General features: G+C 73.0%; 19 protein-coding genes. 18 read left to right on the top strand and 1 reads right to left on the bottom strand.

Annotated features, from left to right (window positions below; all coding sequences use genetic code 11):
• Positions 1–33: 33 nt before the first annotated feature.
• Positions 34–1722, top strand: coding sequence for an FAD-dependent oxidoreductase (locus ACFWEJ_RS13785; RefSeq protein WP_377229766.1), 1689 nt, complete (start codon positions 34–36; stop codon positions 1720–1722).
• 72 nt (positions 1723–1794) lie between these two features.
• A complete protein-coding gene (locus ACFWEJ_RS13780) occupies positions 1795–4092 on the top strand; it encodes a collagen binding domain-containing protein (RefSeq protein WP_377229765.1) in 2298 nt (765 codons plus the stop codon).
• A gap of 99 nt (positions 4093–4191) precedes the next feature.
• On the opposite strand, the gene ACFWEJ_RS13775 is transcribed toward ACFWEJ_RS13780, so the two are convergent.
• Positions 4192–4929 (bottom strand): FadR/GntR family transcriptional regulator, encoded by a 738-nt coding sequence (locus ACFWEJ_RS13775; protein ID WP_377229764.1) that lies wholly within the window; start codon positions 4927–4929, stop codon positions 4192–4194.
• A gap of 50 nt (positions 4930–4979) precedes the next feature.
• On the opposite strand from ACFWEJ_RS13775, the gene ACFWEJ_RS13770 reads away from it, so the two are divergent.
• From ACFWEJ_RS13770 to ACFWEJ_RS13695, 16 genes are all read left to right on the top strand, one after another.
• The gene (locus ACFWEJ_RS13770) at positions 4980–6182 is read left to right on the top strand and encodes a mandelate racemase/muconate lactonizing enzyme family protein (RefSeq protein WP_377229763.1); all 1203 of its coding nucleotides are present in this window, start codon (positions 4980–4982) and stop codon (positions 6180–6182) included.
• Between the two features lie 43 nt (positions 6183–6225).
• A complete protein-coding gene (locus ACFWEJ_RS13765; RefSeq protein WP_377229762.1) occupies positions 6226–7230 on the top strand; it encodes a hydroxyacid dehydrogenase in 1005 nt (334 codons plus the stop codon).
• 22 nt (positions 7231–7252) lie between these two features.
• Positions 7253–8266: an aldo/keto reductase gene (locus ACFWEJ_RS13760; protein ID WP_377229767.1), complete on the top strand. Its 1014-nt coding sequence runs from the start codon at positions 7253–7255 to the stop codon at positions 8264–8266.
• Positions 8263–9732, top strand: a complete 1470-nt coding sequence (locus ACFWEJ_RS13755) for a hypothetical protein (protein WP_377229761.1) — start codon at positions 8263–8265, stop codon at positions 9730–9732. The genes ACFWEJ_RS13760 and ACFWEJ_RS13755 overlap by 4 nt, the downstream gene beginning before the upstream one ends.
• A 98-nt stretch (positions 9733–9830) precedes the next feature.
• Positions 9831–11111: an ABC transporter substrate-binding protein gene (locus ACFWEJ_RS13750; RefSeq protein WP_377229760.1), complete on the top strand. Its 1281-nt coding sequence runs from the start codon at positions 9831–9833 to the stop codon at positions 11109–11111.
• A gap of 1 nt (position 11112) precedes the next feature.
• Positions 11113–12027, top strand: a complete 915-nt coding sequence (locus ACFWEJ_RS13745; RefSeq protein WP_377229759.1) for a carbohydrate ABC transporter permease — start codon at positions 11113–11115, stop codon at positions 12025–12027.
• Positions 12024–12866, top strand: coding sequence for a carbohydrate ABC transporter permease (locus ACFWEJ_RS13740; protein ID WP_377229758.1), 843 nt, complete (start codon positions 12024–12026; stop codon positions 12864–12866). Before ACFWEJ_RS13745 ends, ACFWEJ_RS13740 begins: the two co-directional genes overlap by 4 nt.
• Before the next feature lie 95 nt (positions 12867–12961).
• Positions 12962–13666, top strand: coding sequence for a deoxyribose-phosphate aldolase (deoC, locus tag ACFWEJ_RS13735; RefSeq protein WP_377229757.1), 705 nt, complete (start codon positions 12962–12964; stop codon positions 13664–13666).
• Positions 13656–14618 (top strand): ribokinase, encoded by a 963-nt coding sequence (locus tag ACFWEJ_RS13730; protein WP_377229756.1) that lies wholly within the window; start codon positions 13656–13658, stop codon positions 14616–14618. The genes deoC and ACFWEJ_RS13730 overlap by 11 nt, the downstream gene beginning before the upstream one ends.
• Positions 14615–15112, top strand: a complete 498-nt coding sequence (locus tag ACFWEJ_RS13725; protein ID WP_377229755.1) for an RbsD/FucU domain-containing protein — start codon at positions 14615–14617, stop codon at positions 15110–15112. The genes ACFWEJ_RS13730 and ACFWEJ_RS13725 overlap by 4 nt, the downstream gene beginning before the upstream one ends.
• A gap of 40 nt (positions 15113–15152) precedes the next feature.
• Entirely contained in the window at positions 15153–16076 is a 924-nt protein-coding gene (locus ACFWEJ_RS13720) for an amidohydrolase family protein (RefSeq protein WP_377229754.1), read from the top strand.
• Complete coding sequence (locus ACFWEJ_RS13715; protein WP_377229753.1) at positions 16073–16996, top strand: fumarylacetoacetate hydrolase family protein; 924 nt, start codon at positions 16073–16075, stop codon at positions 16994–16996. The genes ACFWEJ_RS13720 and ACFWEJ_RS13715 overlap by 4 nt, the downstream gene beginning before the upstream one ends.
• Positions 16993–17739 (top strand): SDR family NAD(P)-dependent oxidoreductase, encoded by a 747-nt coding sequence (locus tag ACFWEJ_RS13710; RefSeq protein ID WP_377229752.1) that lies wholly within the window; start codon positions 16993–16995, stop codon positions 17737–17739. Before ACFWEJ_RS13715 ends, ACFWEJ_RS13710 begins: the two co-directional genes overlap by 4 nt.
• Positions 17740–17798: 59 nt before the next feature.
• The gene (gene solA / locus ACFWEJ_RS13705; RefSeq protein ID WP_377229751.1) at positions 17799–18941 is read left to right on the top strand and encodes an N-methyl-L-tryptophan oxidase; all 1143 of its coding nucleotides are present in this window, start codon (positions 17799–17801) and stop codon (positions 18939–18941) included.
• Positions 18942–18996: 55 nt separating this feature from the next.
• Complete coding sequence (locus tag ACFWEJ_RS13700; RefSeq protein ID WP_377229750.1) at positions 18997–19503, top strand: hypothetical protein; 507 nt, start codon at positions 18997–18999, stop codon at positions 19501–19503.
• A 93-nt stretch (positions 19504–19596) separates the two neighbouring features.
• Entirely contained in the window at positions 19597–21777 is a 2181-nt protein-coding gene (locus tag ACFWEJ_RS13695; RefSeq protein ID WP_377229749.1) for a ricin-type beta-trefoil lectin domain protein, read from the top strand.
• Positions 21778–21837 lie beyond the last annotated feature (60 nt).

Raw genomic sequence — 21837 nt, 5'->3', positions numbered from 1 at the left:
TCGCCGGGCCGGTCAGCGTCTACGCTGGGCGCCATGGACGACAGGCCAGTCATCCTGCTGGCGGGCGGCGACCATGCCGACGTCGTCGAGCAGGAGTTCCGTGCCCGGTATGACCGCGACTACCGGATCGAGCTGACCCACGGCGTGGCCGCGTGCCTGGACCGGGCGCGGGCGCTCGTCGGCGAGGGCGAGCAGGTCGCGATGGTCGCCTCAGAGCACCACCTGGCGGACGGCACCGCGATCGAGCTGCTGCACCAGCTCCCCTCCGTCGTCGCCACCGCGCGGCGCGTGTCGCTGGTCCCGTTCGAGTACTTCAACGACAGCCTGGACGAGCTGCGGGACGCGATGACGCGCCGCGACCTCGACACGTACGTCATCCTCCCGCGCGGGCCGCGCGACGAGGAGTTCCACACCGCGCTGATCGAGCTGCTCTCCGAGTGGGGCTGGTCGGTGGGCCGGCCCGTCGTGACGGTGACGGACCTGGTGGCCGAGCCCGGCGACCGGAACGCGGCGGCCATCCGGGACCTCCTGGAGCGCCTCGGCTTCCCGTACCGCTCGCTCACGCCGGACGACGAGGAGGCCGAGGCGATCCTCGAGGCCGCCGGCCCGGGCGCCGAGCTGCCCGTGGTCAGCACGTTCCGCGGCCAGGCACTGTCCGCGGCGACCCCGGCGGCCGTCACCGAGGCGATCTACGGCGGTTTCGACTCGATCCCCGACGGCGTGATCGCCGACGTCGCGATCGTCGGCGCCGGCCCCGCGGGCCTGGCCACGGCCGTCTACGCGGCGTCCGAGGGGCTGGCCACGGTCGTGCTCGAACGGGACGCGATCGGCGGTCAGGCGGGGTCGAGCTCGATGATCCGCAACTACCTCGGGTTCCCGCGCGGCATCTCGGGCATGCGGCTCGCCCAGCGGTCCCGCATCCAGGCCAGCCGGTTCGGCGCGCGCTTCTTCACGGGGCGCCCCGCGGCCCGGATCGAGCCGGGGCCGCCGAACGAGCCCGAGCACCAGCACGTGCACGTCCGCGGCGCGCAGCTCTGCGCCCGCACCGTGGTGCTCGCGACCGGGGTGAGCTACCGGCGCCTGGGCGTGCCCGGGGTCGAGGACCTCGTGGGCGCGGGCGTCTACTACGGCGCGGCCACGTCGATGGCGCGCGAGCTGCAGGACCGCGACGTCTACGTGGTCGGCGGCGGCAACTCCGCGGGCCAGGCCGCCGTCCACCTCGCCAAGTTCGCGGGCGGGGTGACCATCCTGGTGCGCCGCGCGAGCCTCGCCGAGACCATGTCGGACTACCTGGTCCGCGAGATCGAGGCGACGCCGACCATCCAGGTGCGCACCCGGACCGTGGTGGCCGACGGTGGCGGCGAGGGCTGGCTCCAGTGGCTGCGGCTGCAGGACCTGGACACGGGCGAGTCGACCAAGACCTCCGCAGACGGGCTGTTCTGCCTGCTGGGCGCCGAGCCGGACTGCACGTGGCTCCCCGAGGGCGTGGCGCTCGACGAGCGCGGGTTCGTGCTGACGGGCCGGGACGTGCCCCGCGACGCCTGGGTCGACGGCCAGCCGCCGGCGAGCCTGGAGACCACGGTGCCCGGCGTCTTCGCGGTCGGCGACGTGCGCGCCGGGTCCATGAAGCGGGTCGCCTCGGCGAGCGGGGAGGGCGCCTCGGTGCTCCCGCTGGTGCACGCGCACCTGGCCCGGCTGCGCGCCCGGGAGTTCGGCGCCTGATTCCTCCCGGAACCCGATGCGTGCGCATCGTTCCTCGCGCGGTGAGACCGGTTGTCTCATAACGTGTCGAGCGTGAAGCGCACTGCAGGGGGCTTGGGCGCGCTCGCGACGGTGGTTCTGGTCGCGATCAGCGCTGTCATTCCGACGATGTCGGCGTCGGCGGAGACCACCGCCGGATGGGCCGAGTGGGACCCGTTGACCGGCTCGGCCGGCGACTGGTCGACGAGCGTCCGGCTCCCGGCCGCGGGCTTCCCGGAGGCGACGGTGACCTCCGACTCGCGCGGCGGCGTCGGCGTGATCTCCGGGGCGTCGTCCTGGCTGAGCGCGGCCACGCCGCCGGGCGCGGTCTTCGGGTCGAGCCGGGACCAGCAGTACCTCAACCTGCGCCCGCAGGCCGACCGGCCCACGTCGCCGTCGACCACCACCTACACGTTCGAGCGCCCGACCCCGGCGAGCGGCTGGGCGTTCGTGCTCGGCGACATCGACGCCGACCGCGCGGTCGTCACCGCGCTGGGCGCCGACGGCCGGCAGCTCGCCGGTGCCGAGCTCGGCTTCCAGGAGGGCTTCAACTACTGCCCGGTCCCCGGAGGCCCGTCGTGCACGGGGGACGCGGCCGACGTGCCGGTGTGGGACCCGGCCACCGGCGAGCTCATCGGCAACCCGGCCGCCGCCGACACCTCGGGCGCCGCGGGCTGGTTCCGGCCCACGACGCCGATCAAGACCCTGACCGTCCAGTTCTTCCAGCGCAGCGGCTTCCCCGTGTACCAGACGTGGTTCGCCTCCCTGGCGCGCGACATCTCCGGCACGGTCAACCTCGTCGACGACGCCGGCGCACCCCAGGGCGTGCTGCCGGGCGCGACCCTCACGCTCTTCGGGCCGGACGGCGCCGAGCTCGCCACGACCACCTCGGACGACAGCGGCCAGTACGCCTTCCCCGGGTACACGGCCGCGGCCGGGTACAGCGTGGAGCTGACCACCCTGCCGGAGGCGGACGACGACCACCCGTTCGGCCTCGTGCCGTACGGCGACCGGCTGGTCACGGACGTGGACCTCACCGACGCGGACGCCACCGGCGTCGACCTCGCGGCGCGCGACGTCGCGCCCGTGGCCGTGAGCGGCACGGTCCTGACCGACGACGGCACGCCGGTGCCCGGCGCGACGGTCACCCTCACGCCGGTCGGCGGCGGCGCGCCGCTCACGGCGGTGACCAGCTCGACGGGCGAGTACCTGATCGACCACGTCGGCTGGGACGCCGCGAACGACCAGCCGCAGCAGTACACGTTCACGCTGAGCGACGTGCCCGAGGGGTTCACCGTCGCGACGGTGCCCGACGACATCACGGTCGAGGTCGGCCAGGAAGAGCCCGTTGCCGGCAACGACTTCGTCGTGATGGCCCCGGCGTCGCTCTCCGGCACGGTGACCGTCGGCGGCGAGCCCGTCGCGGGGGTCGTCGTCACGCGGGAGGGCCCGGACGGCACGGTCAGCACGACGACGGCCGCCGACGGCACGTACCTCTTCGAGGGCGTGCCGGCGGGCGATCACACGGTGAGCGTCACCGTGCCCGACGGGTACCGGGCCGACGGCCCGGACTCCCGGGACGTCACGGTCGGCGCGGACGACGTGACCGACGTCGACTTCGGCCTGTCCCACCCGGGGGCGGTCGGCGGCACCGTCACCGACGACGCGGGGGAGCCCGTGGCCGGCGCGACGGTCACGGTGACGGGCCCGGACGGCCCGGTCACGGTGGTCACGGACGACGTGGGCGGGTACTTCGTGGGCGACCTGCCGCCGGGTGACTACACGATCGCCCTCACCGTGCCGGAGGGTTACTCCGCCGACGTCACCGAGCGGTCCGTGACCGTGACCAGCGCCGGCGAGGACCTGCTCCAGGAGGACTTCGCGCTGGTCGACGAGTCCGTCGAGCCGCAGGAGCTGCCCGTCGGCGGCACGGTCACCCACGCCGAGGGCGCGCCCGTGCCCGACACCACGGTGACGGTGACCGACGCCGACGGCGCGCGGGCCGGCACCGCCACCACGGACGCCGACGGCGCGTGGTCGACCGAGCTGCCGCCTGGGTCGTACACCGTCGTCGTCGTGCCCGGTGAGGGGTACGTGGTGGACGGCGAGGACAGCATCGCCTTCGAGGTCGTGGACGAGGAGGTCACGGGGCTCGACTTTGTGCTGACCAACGCGACGCAGGCGCCGAGCCCGGCACCCGGCACCGACCCCTCGGCCGACCCGGACCCGGACCCGGCCGAGCCGGGCGACCTAGCCGCGACCGGCGCGACCGTCGGCTCGGTGGCGCTGGCCGCCGGGGTGCTGGTGGCCGTGGGCGTCGCGATGGTCCGGGGGTCACGCCGCCGGAGCTGAGCCTTGCGGCGTCCGCCACCACTTCGTTGAGTGCTGGCTATTTGTGGCCTGGAACCGGTTCCAGACCGCAAATAGCCAGCACTCAACTAGGCGGGCGGGTCAGGTTGTGGGGCGGCGGCGGGCCCAGCTGCCCGTGATGTGGTCGTGCATCGCCGACGACGCCGCGTCCGCGTCGCCCTTCAGCAGCGCGTCCAGGATGTGGGTGTGCTGGTCGTGCGTCAGCTCGATGTCCTCGCGCGTCGGGTGCCCGCTGTACTGGGGCGTGTGCAGGGCCTTGCCCTGGATGTTCGACACGATCGCCCGGCCGAACGCGTCCTGCGAGGCGCGGTGGATCAGCTCGTGGAACTCGACGTCGGCCGCCGCGTAGGCGGTCGGGTCGTCCATCAGGCCGGCGAGCTCCTCGGCCTTGGCCGTCAGGGCCGCGCGCTGCGCGGCGTCCAGCCGGCTCGCCGCCCGCGCCGCCATGGCGCACTCCAGGGTGGCGCGCACCTCGACGAGGTTGTCCAGGTAGACCAGCCGGTCGTCGCGCTGGAAGAGCGCGTCGAGGACCATCGGGTCCAGGAGGTTCCACTGCTCCTGGTCGAGCACGACGGTGCCCCAGCCCTGGCGGGTGGCGACGAGCCCCTTCTCGGCCAGGGTGGTGGTCGCCTCGCGGATCACCGTGCGGCTGACCTCGTACTGCTCGCACAGGACGCCGGCCGGCGGCAGTGCCGAGCCGGGCGCGTAGTCGCCGACGACGATCGCCGTGACCAGGCTCTTGACGACAGCCGCGGCGAGCGGGGGCCGGTGCCGTTGGGGGCGGGGGACGGCTGCGCCGGCCGCGGGTGTCGAGTTCACCAGAGAGAGCGTAGTCGAGTGTTGTACTATCGTCACTCGTATCATAAGTTATGAATGACATGCTGGCGCAGGGTCGCGAGCGTGCTGTCTCGACGACGATGTGGAGCACGATGCGAATCACCGGGTACCGGAGCCTGACCACGATCCATCGCTGGGGTCGCCCCGTGGGCGACGTCAACGGCGTGGTGGCCAGCGGCGTGACCGAGGTGCCGATCGTGCTGGTCGAGACCGACGGCGGCCTGACCGGCGTCGGCCTCGGCGCGCACGCCGACATCGAGCGGGTGTTCCCCGCCCTGGAGGGGCAGGACCCGCGGGCCGTCACCGCGCTGTACGACCGGATGCTCGCGTTCGTGTTCAAGTCCGGGCACCACGGCGGCACCTTCGGCACCATCGGCGCGCTCGACATGGCCCTGTGGGACCTCAAGGCCAAGATGGCGGGCGAGCCGCTGTGGCAGACGCTCGGCGCGAGCGACCGGTTCGTGCCGGGTTACGCCTCCGGCCTGGAGTACGCGCTCGACGACGACGAGCTGGTCGGCCTCTACGAGCGGTGGGCCGAACGCGGCTACACCGGCGCGAAGGTCAAGGGCGGCCTCGACATCAACCGCGACGTGAAGCGGCTGGCGGCCGTGCGCGACGTGCTGCGCGTCAACAGCGACCAGCCCGCCATCATGTACGACGTGAACGAGTCGTGGGGCCGGCACCAGGCGGTCCGGCTCGCCCGCCGGGTCGAGGAGCAGGTCGACCTCACCTGGATCGAGGAGCCCGTGCGGCGCTGGGACGTCGCAGGGCACCGCGCCGTCGTGTCCGGCGTGCAGGCCGCCGTGGCGACCGGGGAGAACCTCACCGGCCTGGAGCAGTACCGCCAGCTCCTGGACGCCGACGCCGTGGGCGTGGTGCAGGCCGGGAGCGTCTGGGGCATCACCCACTTCCTGCGGGTCTCCGTCCTGGCCCTGGGCCGCGACCTCCCCGTGAGCCCGGTGGCGTACGACGCGAACCCCGTGGCCCACGCGGCGGCGGCCGTGCCCAACCACCTCGTCACCGAGGTGCAGGACCTCGACGCCCCCGTCGGGCTGAACGTGGACCAGGAGTTCACCGACGGCGGGATACTTCTCGGCAGGTCGCCCGGTCTGGGCATCGAGGTGGACGAGGCGCTCATCGCCGCGCAGCGCGAGTCCGGGGCGTGGTCCGTCCCGGCCGGGCCCCACGTCCGCCCCGCCGACGCCGGCCTGCGGCTCGCCCCGCGCCGGCCGTGACCCACCGGCCCTCACCACCCACCAGCCCAGAGAGATGACCACCATGTCCCAGCGCCCCCGCGCCGTCCTGGCGTTCGGGCCCCCGTCCCTCGTGGGCCAGGTCTTCACGCCCGGCGCTCTCGACCGGATCGCCGCGGTGCTCGACGTCGACGTCGACGTCGTGATGACCGAGACCGGCACCGACGCGGCCCGCCGGGCGCTCGCCGGCGCCGAGGTGCTGCTCGCGGGCTGGGGCGCGCCCCGGATCGGGGTCGACGACGCCCCGCTGCTGCGCGCCGTGCTCTACGCCGGCGGCGTGGCCGCCACGTGCCTCGACGACCCCGCGGCCCATGCCGCGCGCGGGGTGGTCGCCGCGAACGCGCGGGCGGTCAATGCCCTGCCCGTCGCCGAGTACACGCTCGCCACCATCCTGCTGGCCAACAAGCGCACGCGGGCTGCCGAGCGCGAGTACCGCGCCACCCGGCGGCTGCCCGACCGGGAGCACGAGCCCGCGACCCTCGGCAACTACCGCCGGACCGTCGGCATCGTGGGCGCGTCCCAGGTGGGCCGCCGCGTCATCGAGCTGCTGCGGCCGTTCGACCTGGACGTCGCGGTTTACAGCCCCGAGCTGGACCCGGAGAGCGCGGCCGCGCTCGGCGCGCGGTACGGCACCCTGGAGGAGGTCGCCGCGCAGAGCGACGTGCTGTCGCTCCACCAGCCACTTCTCCCGGAGACGGCCGGCCAGATCGACGCGCGGATCCTGGCGCTGCTGCCGGACGGCGCGACCCTGGTCAACACCGCGCGCGGCGGCGTGGTCGACGAGGCGGCCCTGGTCGCGGAGCTGCGCACCGGCCGCATCGACGCCGTGCTCGACGTCACCGAGCCGGAGCCGCCGGCCCCGGACAGCGAGCTGTGGGACCTGCCGAACGTGGTGCTCACCCCGCACGTCGCCGGGTCGGCGGGCGGCGAGCTGCACCGCATCGGCGACCTGGTCGCGGCCGAGGCCGAGCGGTATGCCGCCGGACTCCCGTTCGCCCACCCCGACGACCTGGGAGCGCACCATGCCTGAGCAGACCGTGCCTGAGCAGACCATGCGTGAGCACACCCTGCGCACCGGCACCCGCCTGACCGAGCTCGGTCTCGGCGCCGCGCAGCTCGGCAACCTCTACCGCGAGACCACCGACCAGGAGGCACGCGACGCCGTCGACGCCGCCTGGGACGCCGGGATCCGCTACTTCGACACCGCGCCGCACTACGGGCTCGGCCTGTCCGAGCGGCGGCTGGGCGCGGCGCTCGCGGGCCGCCCGCGCGACGAGTACGTCGTCTCCACCAAGGTGGGGCGGGCCCTGGTGCCGACGCCGGAGCGCGCGCACCTGACCGACGACGGCGGGTTCGCCGTCCCGGCCGCCCACCGCCGCGAGTGGGACTTCTCGCGCGACGGCGTGCTGCGGTCCCTGGAGGGCAGCCTCGACCGGCTCGGGCTCGACCGCGTCGACGTCGTCTACCTGCACGACCCCGACGCGCACTGGGAGCAGGCGTCCACGAGCGGCGTCGGCGCCCTCGTCGAGCTGCGCGACCAGGGCGTCGTCTCCGCGATCGGCGCCGGCATGAACCAGTCGGCGATGCTCGCCCGGTTCGTCCGCGAGACCGACGTCGACGTCGTGATGTGCGCCGGGCGGTTCACGCTCGTGGACGCCGCCGCCGTCGCGGACCTGCTGCCCGCCGCCGTCGAGCGCGGGGTCTCCGTGGTCGCGGCCGCCGTCTACAACTCGGGGCTGCTGGCGAACCCGCGCCCGCGGCCCGGCGCGCGGTTCGACTACGCGGAGGCGCCCGGCGACCTGGTCGCCCGGGTGCATCGCATCGCGGATGTCGCGCAGGAGTACGGCGTCACGGTCCCCGACCTCGCGGCGCGGTTCGCGCTGCGGCATCCCGCCGTGGCGTCGGTGGTCATGGGCATGCGGACGGCCGCGCACGTCACGACGTCGGCGGAGCGGATCGCGCGCGAGGTGCCCGACGGCCTCTGGGCCGAGCTCGACCGCCTCGGCCTGGTACCCGCCGACGGCCTCGCGCCGCACGAACCATCCACAGGACGGAGCACGTCATGACCACCCACCACGCCACCGGGCCCGCGACGTCGCCGAAGGTGACCGCGCTCGCCCGCTGGATGCGCACCTGGGTGGGTGCGGAGGGCCAGATCAGGGGCTTCCACAACCACAGCGTGTGGGGCACCAACCCCGCCACGTTCATCGACTTCACCAGCGGGCACCAGGCGTTCTCGGCCCCCGCCACGGCGGCGTTCGCCGAGGCGCTGGCGCGGCACCCCGACGACCGCGGGCTGGACCTGTGGCGCCGGATGATGCTGTTCCAAGCCCGCACCGTCCAGGACGACGGCCAGTTCCAGCACATCGGCTTCCAGGTGGGGGAGTCGGCCACGGCCGGCCTCATCCACAACATGGCGGGCTGCATCGGCCTGCTGGAGGGGCTGCGGCACGCCGGGCACCTGCTCGACCCCGCCGAGGTCGCGGAAGTGCTCGCCGCCGTGCGCGCCAACCTGGAGGCGTGCCGCGTCTACGGCGGCGGCCGGCCGACGCCCGAGGGCACCGTCAACCAGGAGTACGCGCGGGTCTGGGCCAAGCTCCGGTACACGGAGCTGTCCGGCGACGACCGGTACGCGGACGAGCTGGAGGAGGATCTCGACACCCTCGTGCGGCTGAGCACGGCCCCGGGCGTGCCCGACGAGGCGAGCGCCGGGGCCTACCGGCAGCCGACCGAGCGGGCCGGCGGCGGCATCCTGGAGCCGGCCGAGTACTACGGCCTGATGATGGTGCCGCTCGTGCTCGGCGCGCGCCGGTTCGGCCGCCGCGACCTGCTCGACGAGGCGGTCCGCCTGGCCCTGCACGTCGCGCGCTCGGCCTGGGTGGACGAGCGGGGCTGCACCCGCTTCCACCGCTACTGGTACGTGAACGGCGAGACCGTGCTGCGCACCACCTCGCCCATGCTCGTCGCGGGCATGGGGCTCAGCCTCTACGGCATCGACGAGATCCTGGCCGAGGTGAGCCACCCCGAGCTCGGCCGGTTCGTCGACGCGTGCCTCGCCACCTACTCCCGGTACCAGACGCCGGCCGGGTACTTCGCGTCGGCCACGGGCTGGCACAACGAGGCCGACGTCGCCCCGAGCACGGCGTGGCACGCGCACGACCTGATGTTCCTCGTGCGGCACGTGAGCACGCACGACTCGTTCTGGGCCGAGGTGTTCGCGGACCCCGACCGGCAGTCGGTGCTGCTCTCCGACCGCGCCTACTGGGTCGAGGACGGCGTGCACTGGGCCGTCCTGAGCCCCGAGACGGCCGGCGACCTCAGCCTCTACGGCCGCAAGGACCGCGACACCTTCGGGCGCTCGTACTTCGCCTGGACCGACAAGGAGCCGCTGCCGCGGGAGCTGGAGTTCCCCGGGGTGCCGCACTTCTTCGTGGCCGACGACGGCATCTACCGGCTGGACGACTCGGACCGGGAGACCGACGTGTCGGTGCTCGGCGAGCTGCCGTACCGGGGGCACCTGCGCGACGCGTAGCGCACCCTTGCACCGAACTTTGCACATGTAGTATGTATTACAACTAGCCGAAGCCCGCGACCGGGCCCGGCTCGGACCCCCAAGGTAGGGAGACAAAGATGTCAACTACGTTCCAGCGCCGAGCGCGCGGAGCCGTGGTGCTCGGCATGGCCCCGGTCCTCGCGCTCGCGGCCTGCGGCTCGGACGGCGGCAGCGGCGGCGGCTCGGCCGGCGACGGCTCCGTGCGCATGCTCGTCAACATCACGGACAACCTGACCCAGGCCAAGTGGGAGGAGCTGGTCAAGCCCTTCGAGGACGAGACCGGCATCGACGTCAAGATCGAGGGGCCCAGCGGCCAGTCGGTCGCCGAGTCGTTCCCCGCACTCCTCGCGGCGGGCACGGCCCCCGACGTCATCGAGTCGATCGTGCCCGGGCCGGACACCGCCCCGGAGGTGCTCGACCTGACGGAGTACGACTGGGCCTCCGGCACGCCGATGGCCGACCTGTACTCGACGGACGGCACGATCAACGTCGTCGGCGTCGGCATGCAGGCGCAGTCGCTGATGTACTACAACGCCGACCTCTTCCAGGAGGCGGGCATCACCGAGCCGCCGACCACCTGGGACGAGCTGGACGACGCGCTGGCCGCCCTCGCCGCGAAGGACGTGGCCACCCCCATCGCCTTCGCCTCGGACTGGGCCACCGGCGTGCAGGTCCAGGAGATCTGGCACCCCCAGCAGAACGTCACCACGCCGGGCTGGCAGCAGAGCGTCGCGGACGGCTCGTCCACGCTCGGCGACCAGTTCCAGCCGGTGTTCGAGCACGTCGCCGACTGGATCGACGCGGGGTACACGACCGCCGACGACGTGGCGACGGACAGCGGCACGCAGGAGGCCAACTTCATCGCGGGCGACGTGGGCGTCTACCCGATGGGCTCCTGGTTCAGCACCACGCTCGCGGCGTCCCCGCCGGAGTTCGAGGTGGGCGTGTTCGCCCCGCCGGTCGACGACGCGGCCGACGCCCCCGGGCCCATGGGCGCCACCCTGGCCTTCCCGTACATGGTCTGGAAGGGCACGGCGAACCCGGACGGCGCCACGGCGCTGGTCGAGTACCTGACCACCGACGAGGCCGCCATCGCCGCCCAGGCGGACATGGACAGCTTCAGCCGCGAGGGCCTGGAGCCCAGCAGCAACGAGTACGCGGGGATGGTGCAGGAGCTGTCCGACGCCGCGCCGTCGTACGTGGTGCCCGGCAACCAGACCGTCGGCGACTACGCGCTGCCGGTCGCGGGGTTCAACCCGAAGTTCACCGAGCTCGTCCAGGGCCTGTGGCAGGGTCGCTCGCCGGCCGACGTCGCCGGCGACCTGACCGCCTGGTACGAGGCGGAGAAGCTCGGCTGACATGGCGCGCACCACGACCACCCGGCGAGGGCTCCTCAGCGGTCTCGCGAACGGGCTGATGACCCTCCCGGCCGCCGCCGTCTACACCGGGCTGACGGTGGTGCCGGTCGGGTACGCCGTCTACTACTCGTTCACGCAGTACAACGGGATCCCGAGCCAGGCGCCCACGTGGGTGGGCTGGGAGAACTACGCGCGGATCATCGCCGACCCCATCGGCGACCTGCGCCCGGCGGCCTGGGTGACGCTCGTGATCGCCGTGGTCGGCGCCTTCCTCGTGAACGGCGCTGCCCTCGGCCTCGCGCTGCTGCTGCGCCGCACGACGCCGTTCAACACCTTCGCGCGCGCCGTGATGTTCTACCCGCACGTGCTGTCCGCGCTGATCGTCGGGTTCCTGTGGCAGGCGATCCTCGGGCCGCAGGGCGCGGTGAACAACCTGCTGGAGAACGCCGGGCAGTCCACGCTGCCGTTCCTGTCCGACCCGGACTGGGCGCTGGTCACCCTCATCGGGGTGATCGTGTGGGCGCAGTTCGGCGTGCAGCTCGTCCTGTACCTGGCGGGCCTGCAGGCGGTCTCGCCGGAGCTCCAGGAGGCCGCGCGGCTCGACGGCGCCAACGGCCCGCAGGTGTTCCGGCACGTGACCTGGCCGGCACTCGCGCCGACCGTGACGGTCACGATCGTCACGTCGATCCTGTCGCTGCTCAAGGTCTACGACGTGGTGCTGGGCCTGACCAACGGCGGGCCCGGCGACGCCACGCAGACGTGGGCGTACGAGATCCTCGCGGTCTCCTTCGCCAACAACAAGGTGGGCCTCGCGTGCGCGCAGGCCGTCCTGCTCGTCGTCGTCGCCGGAATCCTGTCGTTCACGATCATCGCGCTCCGCAGGCGCGCCGAAGAAGGAGCGGAGGCCGTCGGATGACGCGCACCAGCCCGATCCGCCGGGCGGTCCAGGTCACCGTCGTGGCCGTGCTCTCGGCGGCCATGCTCGTGCCGATGTACATCATGGTCGTCAACGCGTTCAAGCCGCAGCAGGAGATCCTGCTGTCGCCGCTCGGGTTCGACCTGGCGACCCTGACCACCAACCACATCGCGGCCGCGTGGCAGAACACGAGCTTCCCGGTGGTCGAGGGCTACGCCGTCACGCTCTTCCTGGTGGTGGCGTGCAACGTGGTGGCCATCGGGGCGTCCGTCCCGGCCGCGTACACGATCGCCCGCACGCCCACGCCGCTGTTCCGGTTCCTGCTGTTCTTCTTCGTCGCGGGCATGTTCGTGCCGGCGCAGATCATCCTGGTCCCGGCGATCTTCGTGCTCAAGGCGCTCGGCCTCATGGGCACGCTGCCGGGCCTGGTGCTGTTCATGTCGTCCACGATGATCCCGTTCACGCTGTTCATCTTCAGCGGGTACATCCGGATGCTGCCGAGGTCGCTGGACGAGGCCGCGGCGATCGACGGCGCGGGCCGCCAGCGCATCCTGTGGACCATCGTGTTCCCGCTCATGCGGCCGATCGTCGCCACGGCGTTCATCCTCAACGCGCTCAGCGCCTGGAACGACTTCGTCAGCCCGCAGCTCATCCTCGGCCCCGGCTCGCAGTTCCGGACGATCACCACCGGCGTGTACGCCGCGGTGTCCACCTACACGACCAACTACGAGATCGTCTTCCCCACCCTGCTGCTCGCCGTGGTGCCGATCCTGCTGATCTTCGTGGTCATGCAGCGGCACATCATGGGCGGCCTCTCGGCGGGGGCCGTCAAGGGCTGAGCCCTCTTCCTTCCGCCGTCGTCGCCCGCCGTCGTCGGCCTGCCTGGCTCCGCCCTGCCCACCCGCAACCCAACCCCTCACCGAGGAGACCCCCGATGACCGTCGACTTCACCGACTCCAAGCAGGTCGCCCAGGCGATCCAGTACACCAACGTCAACCCCGACCTGACCCGGGCGGGCCTCGTCGCGCACGTCGAGACCTGCGTCGAGTACGGGTTCGACGCCGCGATGATCGCGCCCTACTGGGTCTCGCTCGCCAAGGACGTGCTGGCCGGCACGGGCGTGCGCGTGGCCTCGACCCTCAACTTCCCGATGGCCAACGACACCCTGTCGATGCGGCTTGCCGCGCTGCGGGCCCTGGTGGCCGAGGGCGTGGACGAGTTCGACTTCCCGCCGCACCCCGGGCTGCTGCTCGGCGGCGACGAGGACCTGTACGCCCGGGACATCAGCGAGATCGTCGCCGTCGCGCACGCCGAGGGCGTCAAGGTGAAGGCGATGCTGGAGTTCGGGTTCCTGGAGACGGACGAGCTCAAGGTGAAGGCCACCCGGATCGCCTACGAGGCCGGCGTCGACTGGGTCAAGCAGTCCTCGGGCTGGGGCAAGGGCGGCCTGGCGGCCACGGAGCACGACGTGCGCCTGCTCGCCGCGAACATCGAGGCGCCGTGCCGGGTCAAGGTGTCCGGCAAGGTCAACTCGCTGGAGAAGATGCGGTCCCTGTTCGAGGCGGGCGCGGAGCTGGTCGGCACGAGCTCGGGCCCGGCGATCGTCGACGGGCTCGTGGGGGACCCCGATGCCTACTGAGGCTTCCATCGCGGTGATCGGCAGCTACGCCAAGGCCCTGGTCATGACGGCGGACCGGATCCCGGCCCCCGGCGAGACGCTCATCGGCCGGGACTTCCGCGGGACGTTCGGCGGCAAGGGCTCCGACATGGCGGTCCAGGCGGCCCGGCTCGGGGCCGGGGTGTCGTACCTCGGCGTGGTCGGCGACGACGTCTACGGCGCGGAGTTCCGCGCCCTCCTGGAGCAGGAGGGCGTGGACCCGGTCGGGCTGCGAGTAGCGGCCGGAGAATCGACGGGCGTCGGGTTCATCGTCAAGGACACGGCGGGCGCCAACGTCATCGTCGTCGACCCCGGGGCGAACAACAGCTTCTCCCCGGCCGACGTCGACGCGGCGGCCGGGGCCCTCACCGCAGCCGACGTCGCGCTCGCCCAGCTCGAGATCCCGCTGGCCACCGCCCTGCACGCGCTCACCGTGGCGCGCACGGCCGGAGTCACGACCATCCTCAACCCCGCGCCCGCCGTCGACCTGCGCGGAACCGACCTGACCTGCCTGGACGTGCTCACCCCGAACGAGCACGAGGCCAAGGCGGCGCTCGGTCTCGGGCCCGACGACGCGACGCCGCCCGCCGAGCTGGGCCGGCGCCTGCTGGCCCTCGGCCCGCGTGCCGTGGTGATCACGCTCGGCGAGGCCGGCGCGCTGGTCGTCACCGCCGACGGGGCGACCGAGGTGCCGCCGGTGCGCGTCGCCGTCGTCGACTCGAACGGCGCGGGCGACAGCTTCAACGCGGCCCTGGCCGTGGCCCTCGGGGAGGGCCGGGACCTGCCCGCCGCCGTGCGGTTCGCGGGCGCCGTGGCCGCGCTGTGCTGCGAGCACTGGGAGACGGTGCCGTCCTACCAGGACCGGGCCACTGTCGAGGCGTTCCTCGCCAGTGCCGAGACGACCACCACGACAACCACGGAGGCATCACGATGAGAGCCGGACGCATCATGCACCCCGAGCTGGCCCGGAGCCTGGCCACGCTGGGGCACACCGACGTGGTGCTGGTCACCGACGCGGGCTTTCCCATTCCTGAGGGCGCGAACCGGGTGGACCTCGCGCTGACCCGCGGGCAGCTCGACGTGCAGTCGGTGCTGCGCGCGCTCCTGGACTCGACGTTCTTCGAGGAGGCGCACTTCGCCACCGAGCTGAAGACCCACCACCCGCGCCTGTACGGCGAGGTGCAGGACATCTTCACCGGCTCCGGGGCGACGTTCCACGGCACCACGCACGAGGCGCTCATCGCGGAGTGGGCGCCGCGCGCCAAGGTCGTGGTGCGATCCGGCTCGTTCGAGCCCTGGGCCAACTTCGCGCTGGTGGCCTCGACGGCGCCGTTCGAGTGGTTCGACGACGACGAGGTGACGATCCTGCCCGCGTACGTGGAGCGGCGCCGGCTGATCAGCGAGTCCGTGCGCCCGGACCTCGCCTGAGGGCTGGGCCAGGACGGATCAGGCCAGGAAGGATGACGCCATGACGCACAAGGCCGTGCCCGAGAAGATCGACGCCCACCACCACCTCTGGGTCCGCTCGCGGACGCCGCAGCCCTGGATCGACCCCGGCACGATGGGCGCCATCGACGCCGACTTCACGCCGGACGACCTGGACCGGGCGCTCGCGGGCCAGGGCGTGACGGGGACCGTCGTGGTGCAGTCCGTCCAGGTCGAGGCCGAGACGACGGACCTCCTGGACCTCGCGGCGCGCACCCCGGTGGTCCGGGGCGTCGTCGGCTGGGTGGACCTCGCCGACCCCGGCGTCGCGGACGCCGTCGCGCGGTTGCGGTCGGGCTGGGGCGGAGCGCACCTGGTCGGCGTCCGGTCGATGGTCCAGGCGGAGCACGACCCCGGGTACCTCGACCGTGCCGACCTGCGGCTGGGCCTGCGGGCGGTCGCAGGCGCCGGCCTCGTGGTCGACCTGGTCACCCGGCACGACCAGCTCCCCGCCGTCGCCCGCCTGGTGCGCGAGGTGCCCGAGGTGCCGTTCGTGCTGGACCACCTGGGCAAGCCCCCGCTCGCCGGCGACGACCCCAGCACCACGGGCGACCTCGCGGACTGGGCGGCGGCGATCGACGCCATCGCGGCCGCGCCGAACGTGACGGCCAAGCTGTCCGGCCTGGTCACCGAGGCGTCGTGGTCGCACTGGTCGACGGAGGGCCTGCGGCCCGCCGTCGAGCACGCGGTCGCCGCCTTCGGGCCGGAGCGCCTCATGTTCGGCTCCGACTGGCCGGTCAGCCTCCTGGCCGCCCGCTACGACCAGTGGGTCGACACCCTGACGGACCTCCTGGCCGGGCTCTCGCCCGCCGAGCAGGACGCCGTCTGGCAAGGCACGGCGCGGCGGGCATACGGCCTGCCCGCCTCCGCCACAGATGAACCCAAGGAAGAAGAGGAGCAAGGATGAAGCTCGCCCGGATCGGAACCCCCGGCCAGGAGCGCCCCGTCGTGCACGACGGCGAGGTCTGGCGCGACCTGAGCCCGCTGACGGCCGACATCGACGGGGCGTTCCTCGCGGCCGACGGCGTCGCGCGCACCCGCGCGGCGCTCGCTGCGGGGACGCTGGAGCCGGTGGACGTCGAGGGCGTGCGGTTCGGCGCCCCGGTGGCCCGGCCGTCCGCCGTCGTCTGCGTGGGCATGAACTACGCCGCGCACGCCGCGGAGTCGGGCTCCGCCCCGCCGGAGCGGCCGGTGATCTTCCTCAAGACGCCGAACACCGTTGCCGGGCCGGACGACGTCGTCACGATTCCCCGGGGCAGCCGCAAGACAGACTGGGAGGTGGAGCTCGCGGTCGTGATCGGCCGCCGCGCCAGCTACCTCGACTCGCCCGAGGAGGCCCGCGACGTGATCGCCGGCTACACCGTGGCCAACGACCTGTCCGAGCGGGCGTGGCAGATCGAGGAGTCAGGCGGCCAGTGGTCCAAGGGCAAGAACGCCCCGGGCTTCACGCCGCTGGGCCCGTGGCTGGTCACGCCCGACGAGGCCGACGCGACGGACGGCGCGGCCGGCGCCTTCGGGGCCGGGCTGCGCCTGCGCTCCTGGGTCAACGGCGAGCCGCGCCAGGACTCGACCACGTCGGACCTGATCTTCGGCGTAGACGTGCTGGTGCACACCCTCAGCCAGTACCTCGCGCTCGAACCCGGCGACGTGCTCCTGACGGGCACGCCCGAGGGCGTCGCGCTGTCGGGCCGGTTCCCGTACCTCGCCCCGGGCGACGTCGTGGAGGTCGAGATCGAGGGCCTGGGCCGCCAGCGCCAGGAGTACGTGGCGTGGGCTCGTTCCACGGGGAACGCCGGTGCTGCGGAGACCACGGAGGTGCGCGCATGACCGCCTTCGAGGGCCTCGTCGCCGTCGTCACGGGCGGGTCGTCCGGCATCGGCGCCGCGATCGTGCGTCGTCTGCGCGCGGGCGGCGCCCGGGTGGCGGTCTTCGACGTCGACCCCGACGCCGCCGACGCCGACCTCGCGCTGGGGGTCGACGTGACCGACGCCGCCTCGGTGGACGCCGCCGTCGCGGCCGTCGAGCAGGAGTTCGGGCGGCTCGACGTGCTGGTGAACAACGCGGGCATCGGCGCGCAGGGCACCGTGGCCGACAACCCGGACGAGGAGTGGCTGCGGGTGCTCGACCTGAACGTCGTCGGCATCGCGCGCACCACCCGGGCCGCGCTGCCGCTGCTGCGGCGCTCGCCCGCCGCCGCGATCGTCAACACCTGCTCGATCGCCGCGACCGCGGGCCTGCCCCAGCGCGCGCTGTACAGCGCCAGCAAGGGCGCCGTGCTGGCGCTGACGCAGGCCATGGCCGCGGACCACGTGCGCGAGGGCATCCGGGTCAACGCCGTCAACCCCGGGACGGTCGACACCCCCTGGGTGGGCCGGCTCCTGGCGAGCGCGGCCGACCCGGCGGGCGAGCGCGCGGCCCTGGAGGCCCGGCAGCCGCACGGCCGGCTGGTCTCCGCGGACGAGGTCGCCGAGGCGGTCGCCTACCTGGCGAGCCCGCAGGCGGCATCGACCACGGGAACGACGATCGCGGTGGACGGGGGCATGCACTCGCTCCGGGTGCGTCCGGCGTGATGGAGGCTGCCTGTGGACGGCCCGGCCGCCGTGTCGGTGGGCCGGGTTAGCGTGGGCGCGTGAACACCATTACCTCGGACGTCGTCGTGGTCGGGCTGGGCGGGTTCGGCAGTGCCGCGCTGTGGCGCCTCGCGGAGCGCGGCGTCTCCGTCGCGGGCATCGACCGCTTCGACGTCGGGCACAACCTGGGCTCCTCCCACGGCGTGACCCGGCTGTTCCGGGTCGCCTGCATGGAGCACCCCGGGCTCGCCGCGGTGGCCCGGCGCTCGCTGGACCTGTGGACCGAGCTGGGGGAGCGGTACGGCGAGTCGTACGTCGAGCAGACAGGCTGCCTCAACGTGGGCGCCCCGGGCTCGCGGGTCGTCCAGGGCACGACGGCGGCGGCCGCCGCGGCCGGCGTCGAGCTGGACCGCCTGTCGCACGACGAACTGGTGCGCCGGTACCCGCAGTACGCCGCGTACGACGACGAGACCGTCGCCGTGTTCGACCCCGAGGGCGGCCTGTGCTTCCCCGAGCGCAACGTCCGGGCGCAGGTCCGGGCGGCCGTCGAGGCGGGCGCCCAGGTGTACCCCGGCACGCGCGTGACGGCGGTCGAGCTCGTGGACGGCGGCGTGCGCGTGACCACGCCGACGGCCGTGTTCGAGGCCGGTCAGGCAATCGTGGCCGCCGGGGCCTGGAACGCGAAGCTCCTGCCCGGGCTGCCCCTGCGGCCGCGGCGCACGCCGCTGTTCTGGTTCGCCCCGAAGGCGGGCGCGGACCAGGCGTTCGACCTGTCGGCCTTCCCGTCGTTCATCTACGAGCTCGCCGACGGGCGCGGGCTGTGGGGCCACGGCAGCGGCGACGGCTTCCACATCAAGATCGGGCTGAGCGACCACGGCCACGACGACACCGACCCCGACGAGCTCGACCGGTACATCCACCCACGCACCGACGTCGACCGCCTGGCCGAGACCGTGGCGGCGGCGTTCCCGCAGGTGGACCCCGTCCCGGTCAAGGCGATCCCGTGCATGATCACGAACTCGCCGGACGAGCAGTTCCTCGTGGGGCGGCCGGGCGGCGACCCGCGGCTGGTCATGGCGGGCGGCGACAGCGGGCACGGGTTCAAGCACGTCGCGGGCGTGGGCGAGCTGCTGGCGCAGATCGCCGTCGGCGAGCAGACCTACGGCGACGTGGGCTTCATGAACCCGGACCGCTTCGCGTGACCTCCCGCGTGAAGAATGGCACCGAGCACCCCCTGACATGCGGAAAGATGCGCGCATGAGGTTCGAGTATTTTGCAGCCCCGGACGACGAGACGGCTGCCCTGACGATCGAAGGCGGCGAGATCGACGGAGCCGTGGCATCCCACGTCGTCGATCCTGCTTCCGTGCTGGGCCAGCTCGAGCGGCTGCTCGGCGGCCCCACCGGTGACGACGGCCTGCGCAGCGCCCAGCTCGTCGCCGAGAGCCCCGACGGCGCCCGGCTGCTGATCCGGCTGTCCAACCACCTGGTCACGTTGTTCGGCATGGTGCGACCCACCACGCTGGACGACGTCGTCAAGCACTGGTCGCTCTCCCGGCGCTTCCGCCGCGCGGAGCCCGAGGACCTGCACGCCTTTGCCGCCGGCCTGCACGAGCTGTGCGAGGGCAACGGCAAGCGCGTCTACTGCCGCGCGACGGCCGACGAGAGCGAGCTGGCCGCCGCCCTGGCCCCGGCCGCGGCGGTCCCGGCGGGCGTCGAGGGCGCGGACCCGGCCGAGCCAAAGCCCCTGCCCCGGCGGCGCTGATACGGGGTTTTACCTACTGACAGGTTAGTAAGTGGATCGGTAGGGTGAGGGGCCGCCGCGACGATGCGGCGCCCTACCCTGCCGGAGGCTGCCATGTCACGTGTTCGGAAGGTGGTCGGCGCACTGAGCGCCGTCCTGCTCGCCGGCCTGCTGGGGGTGGTCGCGTCCCCCGGGGCGGTCGCCGCCTCCACCGGCACGATCGTCGGTTCTGCCAGCGGCCGGTGCCTCGACGTGACCGACGGGTCCACGGCGAACGGCAACCGGCCCCAGATCTGGGACTGCACGGCGAACAACGCCAACCAGACCTGGACCTTCGCCGACGACGGCTCCGTGCGCGGGCGCGGCAAGTGCCTCGACGTCGCGGACGGCTCGACGGCGAACGGCGCCGTCGTCCACCTCTGGGACTGCTACTCCTCGCTCGCGAGCCAGCGGTGGACCCTGACCGCGGCGGGCGACCTGGTCAACCAGGCCGCGAACAAGTGCCTGGACGTCGCGGGCGGTGCGACGGCGAACGGGACCAAGGCGCAGCTCTGGACCTGCACCGGTGCCGCCAACCAGAAGTGGACGCACAACGGGAGCTCCGTGCCTGGGCCGAACCCCGACCCGGTGCTGCCGGACCCGGCCAACCCGGACCTCGGCCCGAACGTGGCCGTCTTCGACACGTCCATGTCCGACTCCGCGGTCCAGGCCAAGCTGAACAGCGTCTTCGACGCGCAGGAGACCAACCAGTTCGGCACCCAGCGCCAGGCGCTCCTGTTCTACCCGGGCTCCTACGACGTCGACGCCAACGTCGGCTTCTTCACGCAGGTCGCGGGCCTCGGCCTGGTGCCCGACGACGTGAACATCAACGGCCACGTGCACGTCGAGGCCGACTGGTGGCCGGACGGCTCGCAGAACGCCACGCAGAACTTCTGGCGCTCCGCCGAGGGGCTGTCCGTGACGCCCGCCGACGGCAACGACCGGTGGTCCGTGTCCCAGGCGGCGCCCTACCGGCGCATGCACCTGCGCGGCGGCCTCGCCCTGTCCGACGGCGGCTGGTCGTCCGGCGGCTTCATCGCGGACTCGAAGATCGACGGCCAGATCAACTCCGGCACGCAGCAGCAGTTCCTCACGCGGAACTCCGCCATGGGGAGCTGGACCGGGTCCAACTGGAACCAGGTGTTCGTGGGCAGCACGGGGACGCCGTCGAACAGCTTCCCCAACCCGCCCTACACGACCATCGCCACCACCCCGAAGGTCGCCGAGAAGCCGTACCTCTACGTCGACGACAACGGCTCCTACCGGGTCTTCGTCCCGGCCGTCCGCTCCGGCTCGACCGGCACCACCTGGGCGAACGGTGACCCCGCCGGCCGGTCCCTGCCGATCGGCGACTTCCACGTGGTGCGGCCCGGCGACTCCGCCGCCAGCATGAACACGGCGCTCGCCGCCGGCAAGCACCTGCTGGTCACGCCGGGCACCTACCAGATCAACCAGACGCTGCAGGTCAACCGCGCCGACACGGTGGTGCTGGGGCTCGGCCTCGCCACGTTCGTGCCGCAGGGCGGCATCGACGCCATGCGCGTGGCCGACGTCGACGGCGTGCGCCTGGCCGGGATCATGTTCGACGCAGGGACGGGCGGCTCGAACGTGCTGCTGCAGGTGGGCCCGGCGGGCTCGTCGGCCGACCACGCGGCCAACCCGACGGTGCTGTCCGACGTGTTCATCCGGGTGGGCGGCTCGGTCGCCGGCAAGGCCGTGGTGAGCATGGAGGTCAACAGCGACGACGTGATCGGCGACCACGCCTGGATCTGGCGCGCCGACCACGGCAACAACGGCACGGTGGGCTGGAACATCAACACCGGCCGCAACGGCCTGATCGTCAACGGCGACGACGTGACGATGTACGGCCTGTTCGTCGAGCACTACCAGCAGTACCAGACCATCTGGAACGGCGAGCGCGGGCGCACGTACTTCTACCAGAACGAGATGCCGTACGACCCGCCGAACCAGGCCGCGTACATGAACGGCTCCACGGAGGGCTGGGCGGCGTACAAGGTGGGCGACGCCGTGACCGACCACCAGGCCTGGGGGCTCGGCAGCTACGCGTTCTTCAACGTCAACCCGGCGGTCGCGAACGCGCGGGCCTTCGAGGTGCCGGTGCGGTCGGGGGTGCGGTTCCACAACATGGTCACCGTGTCGCTGGGCGGGGTGGGCACGATCCGGCGGGTCATCAACAACACGGGGGAGACGGTGAACTCGGGGCGGCAGGTGACGTACCTGACAACGGGTCCGTGACGTCGGCGGACTGATCCTGATCCCCTTTGAGGCCCGGGTTTCTTCGCTTTGAGCCAGCTC

This window comes from Promicromonospora sp. NPDC060204, from assembly GCF_042728455.1.
In the GTDB taxonomy this organism is placed as follows: Bacteria; Actinomycetota; Actinomycetes; order Actinomycetales; family Cellulomonadaceae; genus Promicromonospora.
Note: the sequence above shows the minus strand (reverse complement) of the source record. Positions and strands in the feature narration are given on the sequence as shown.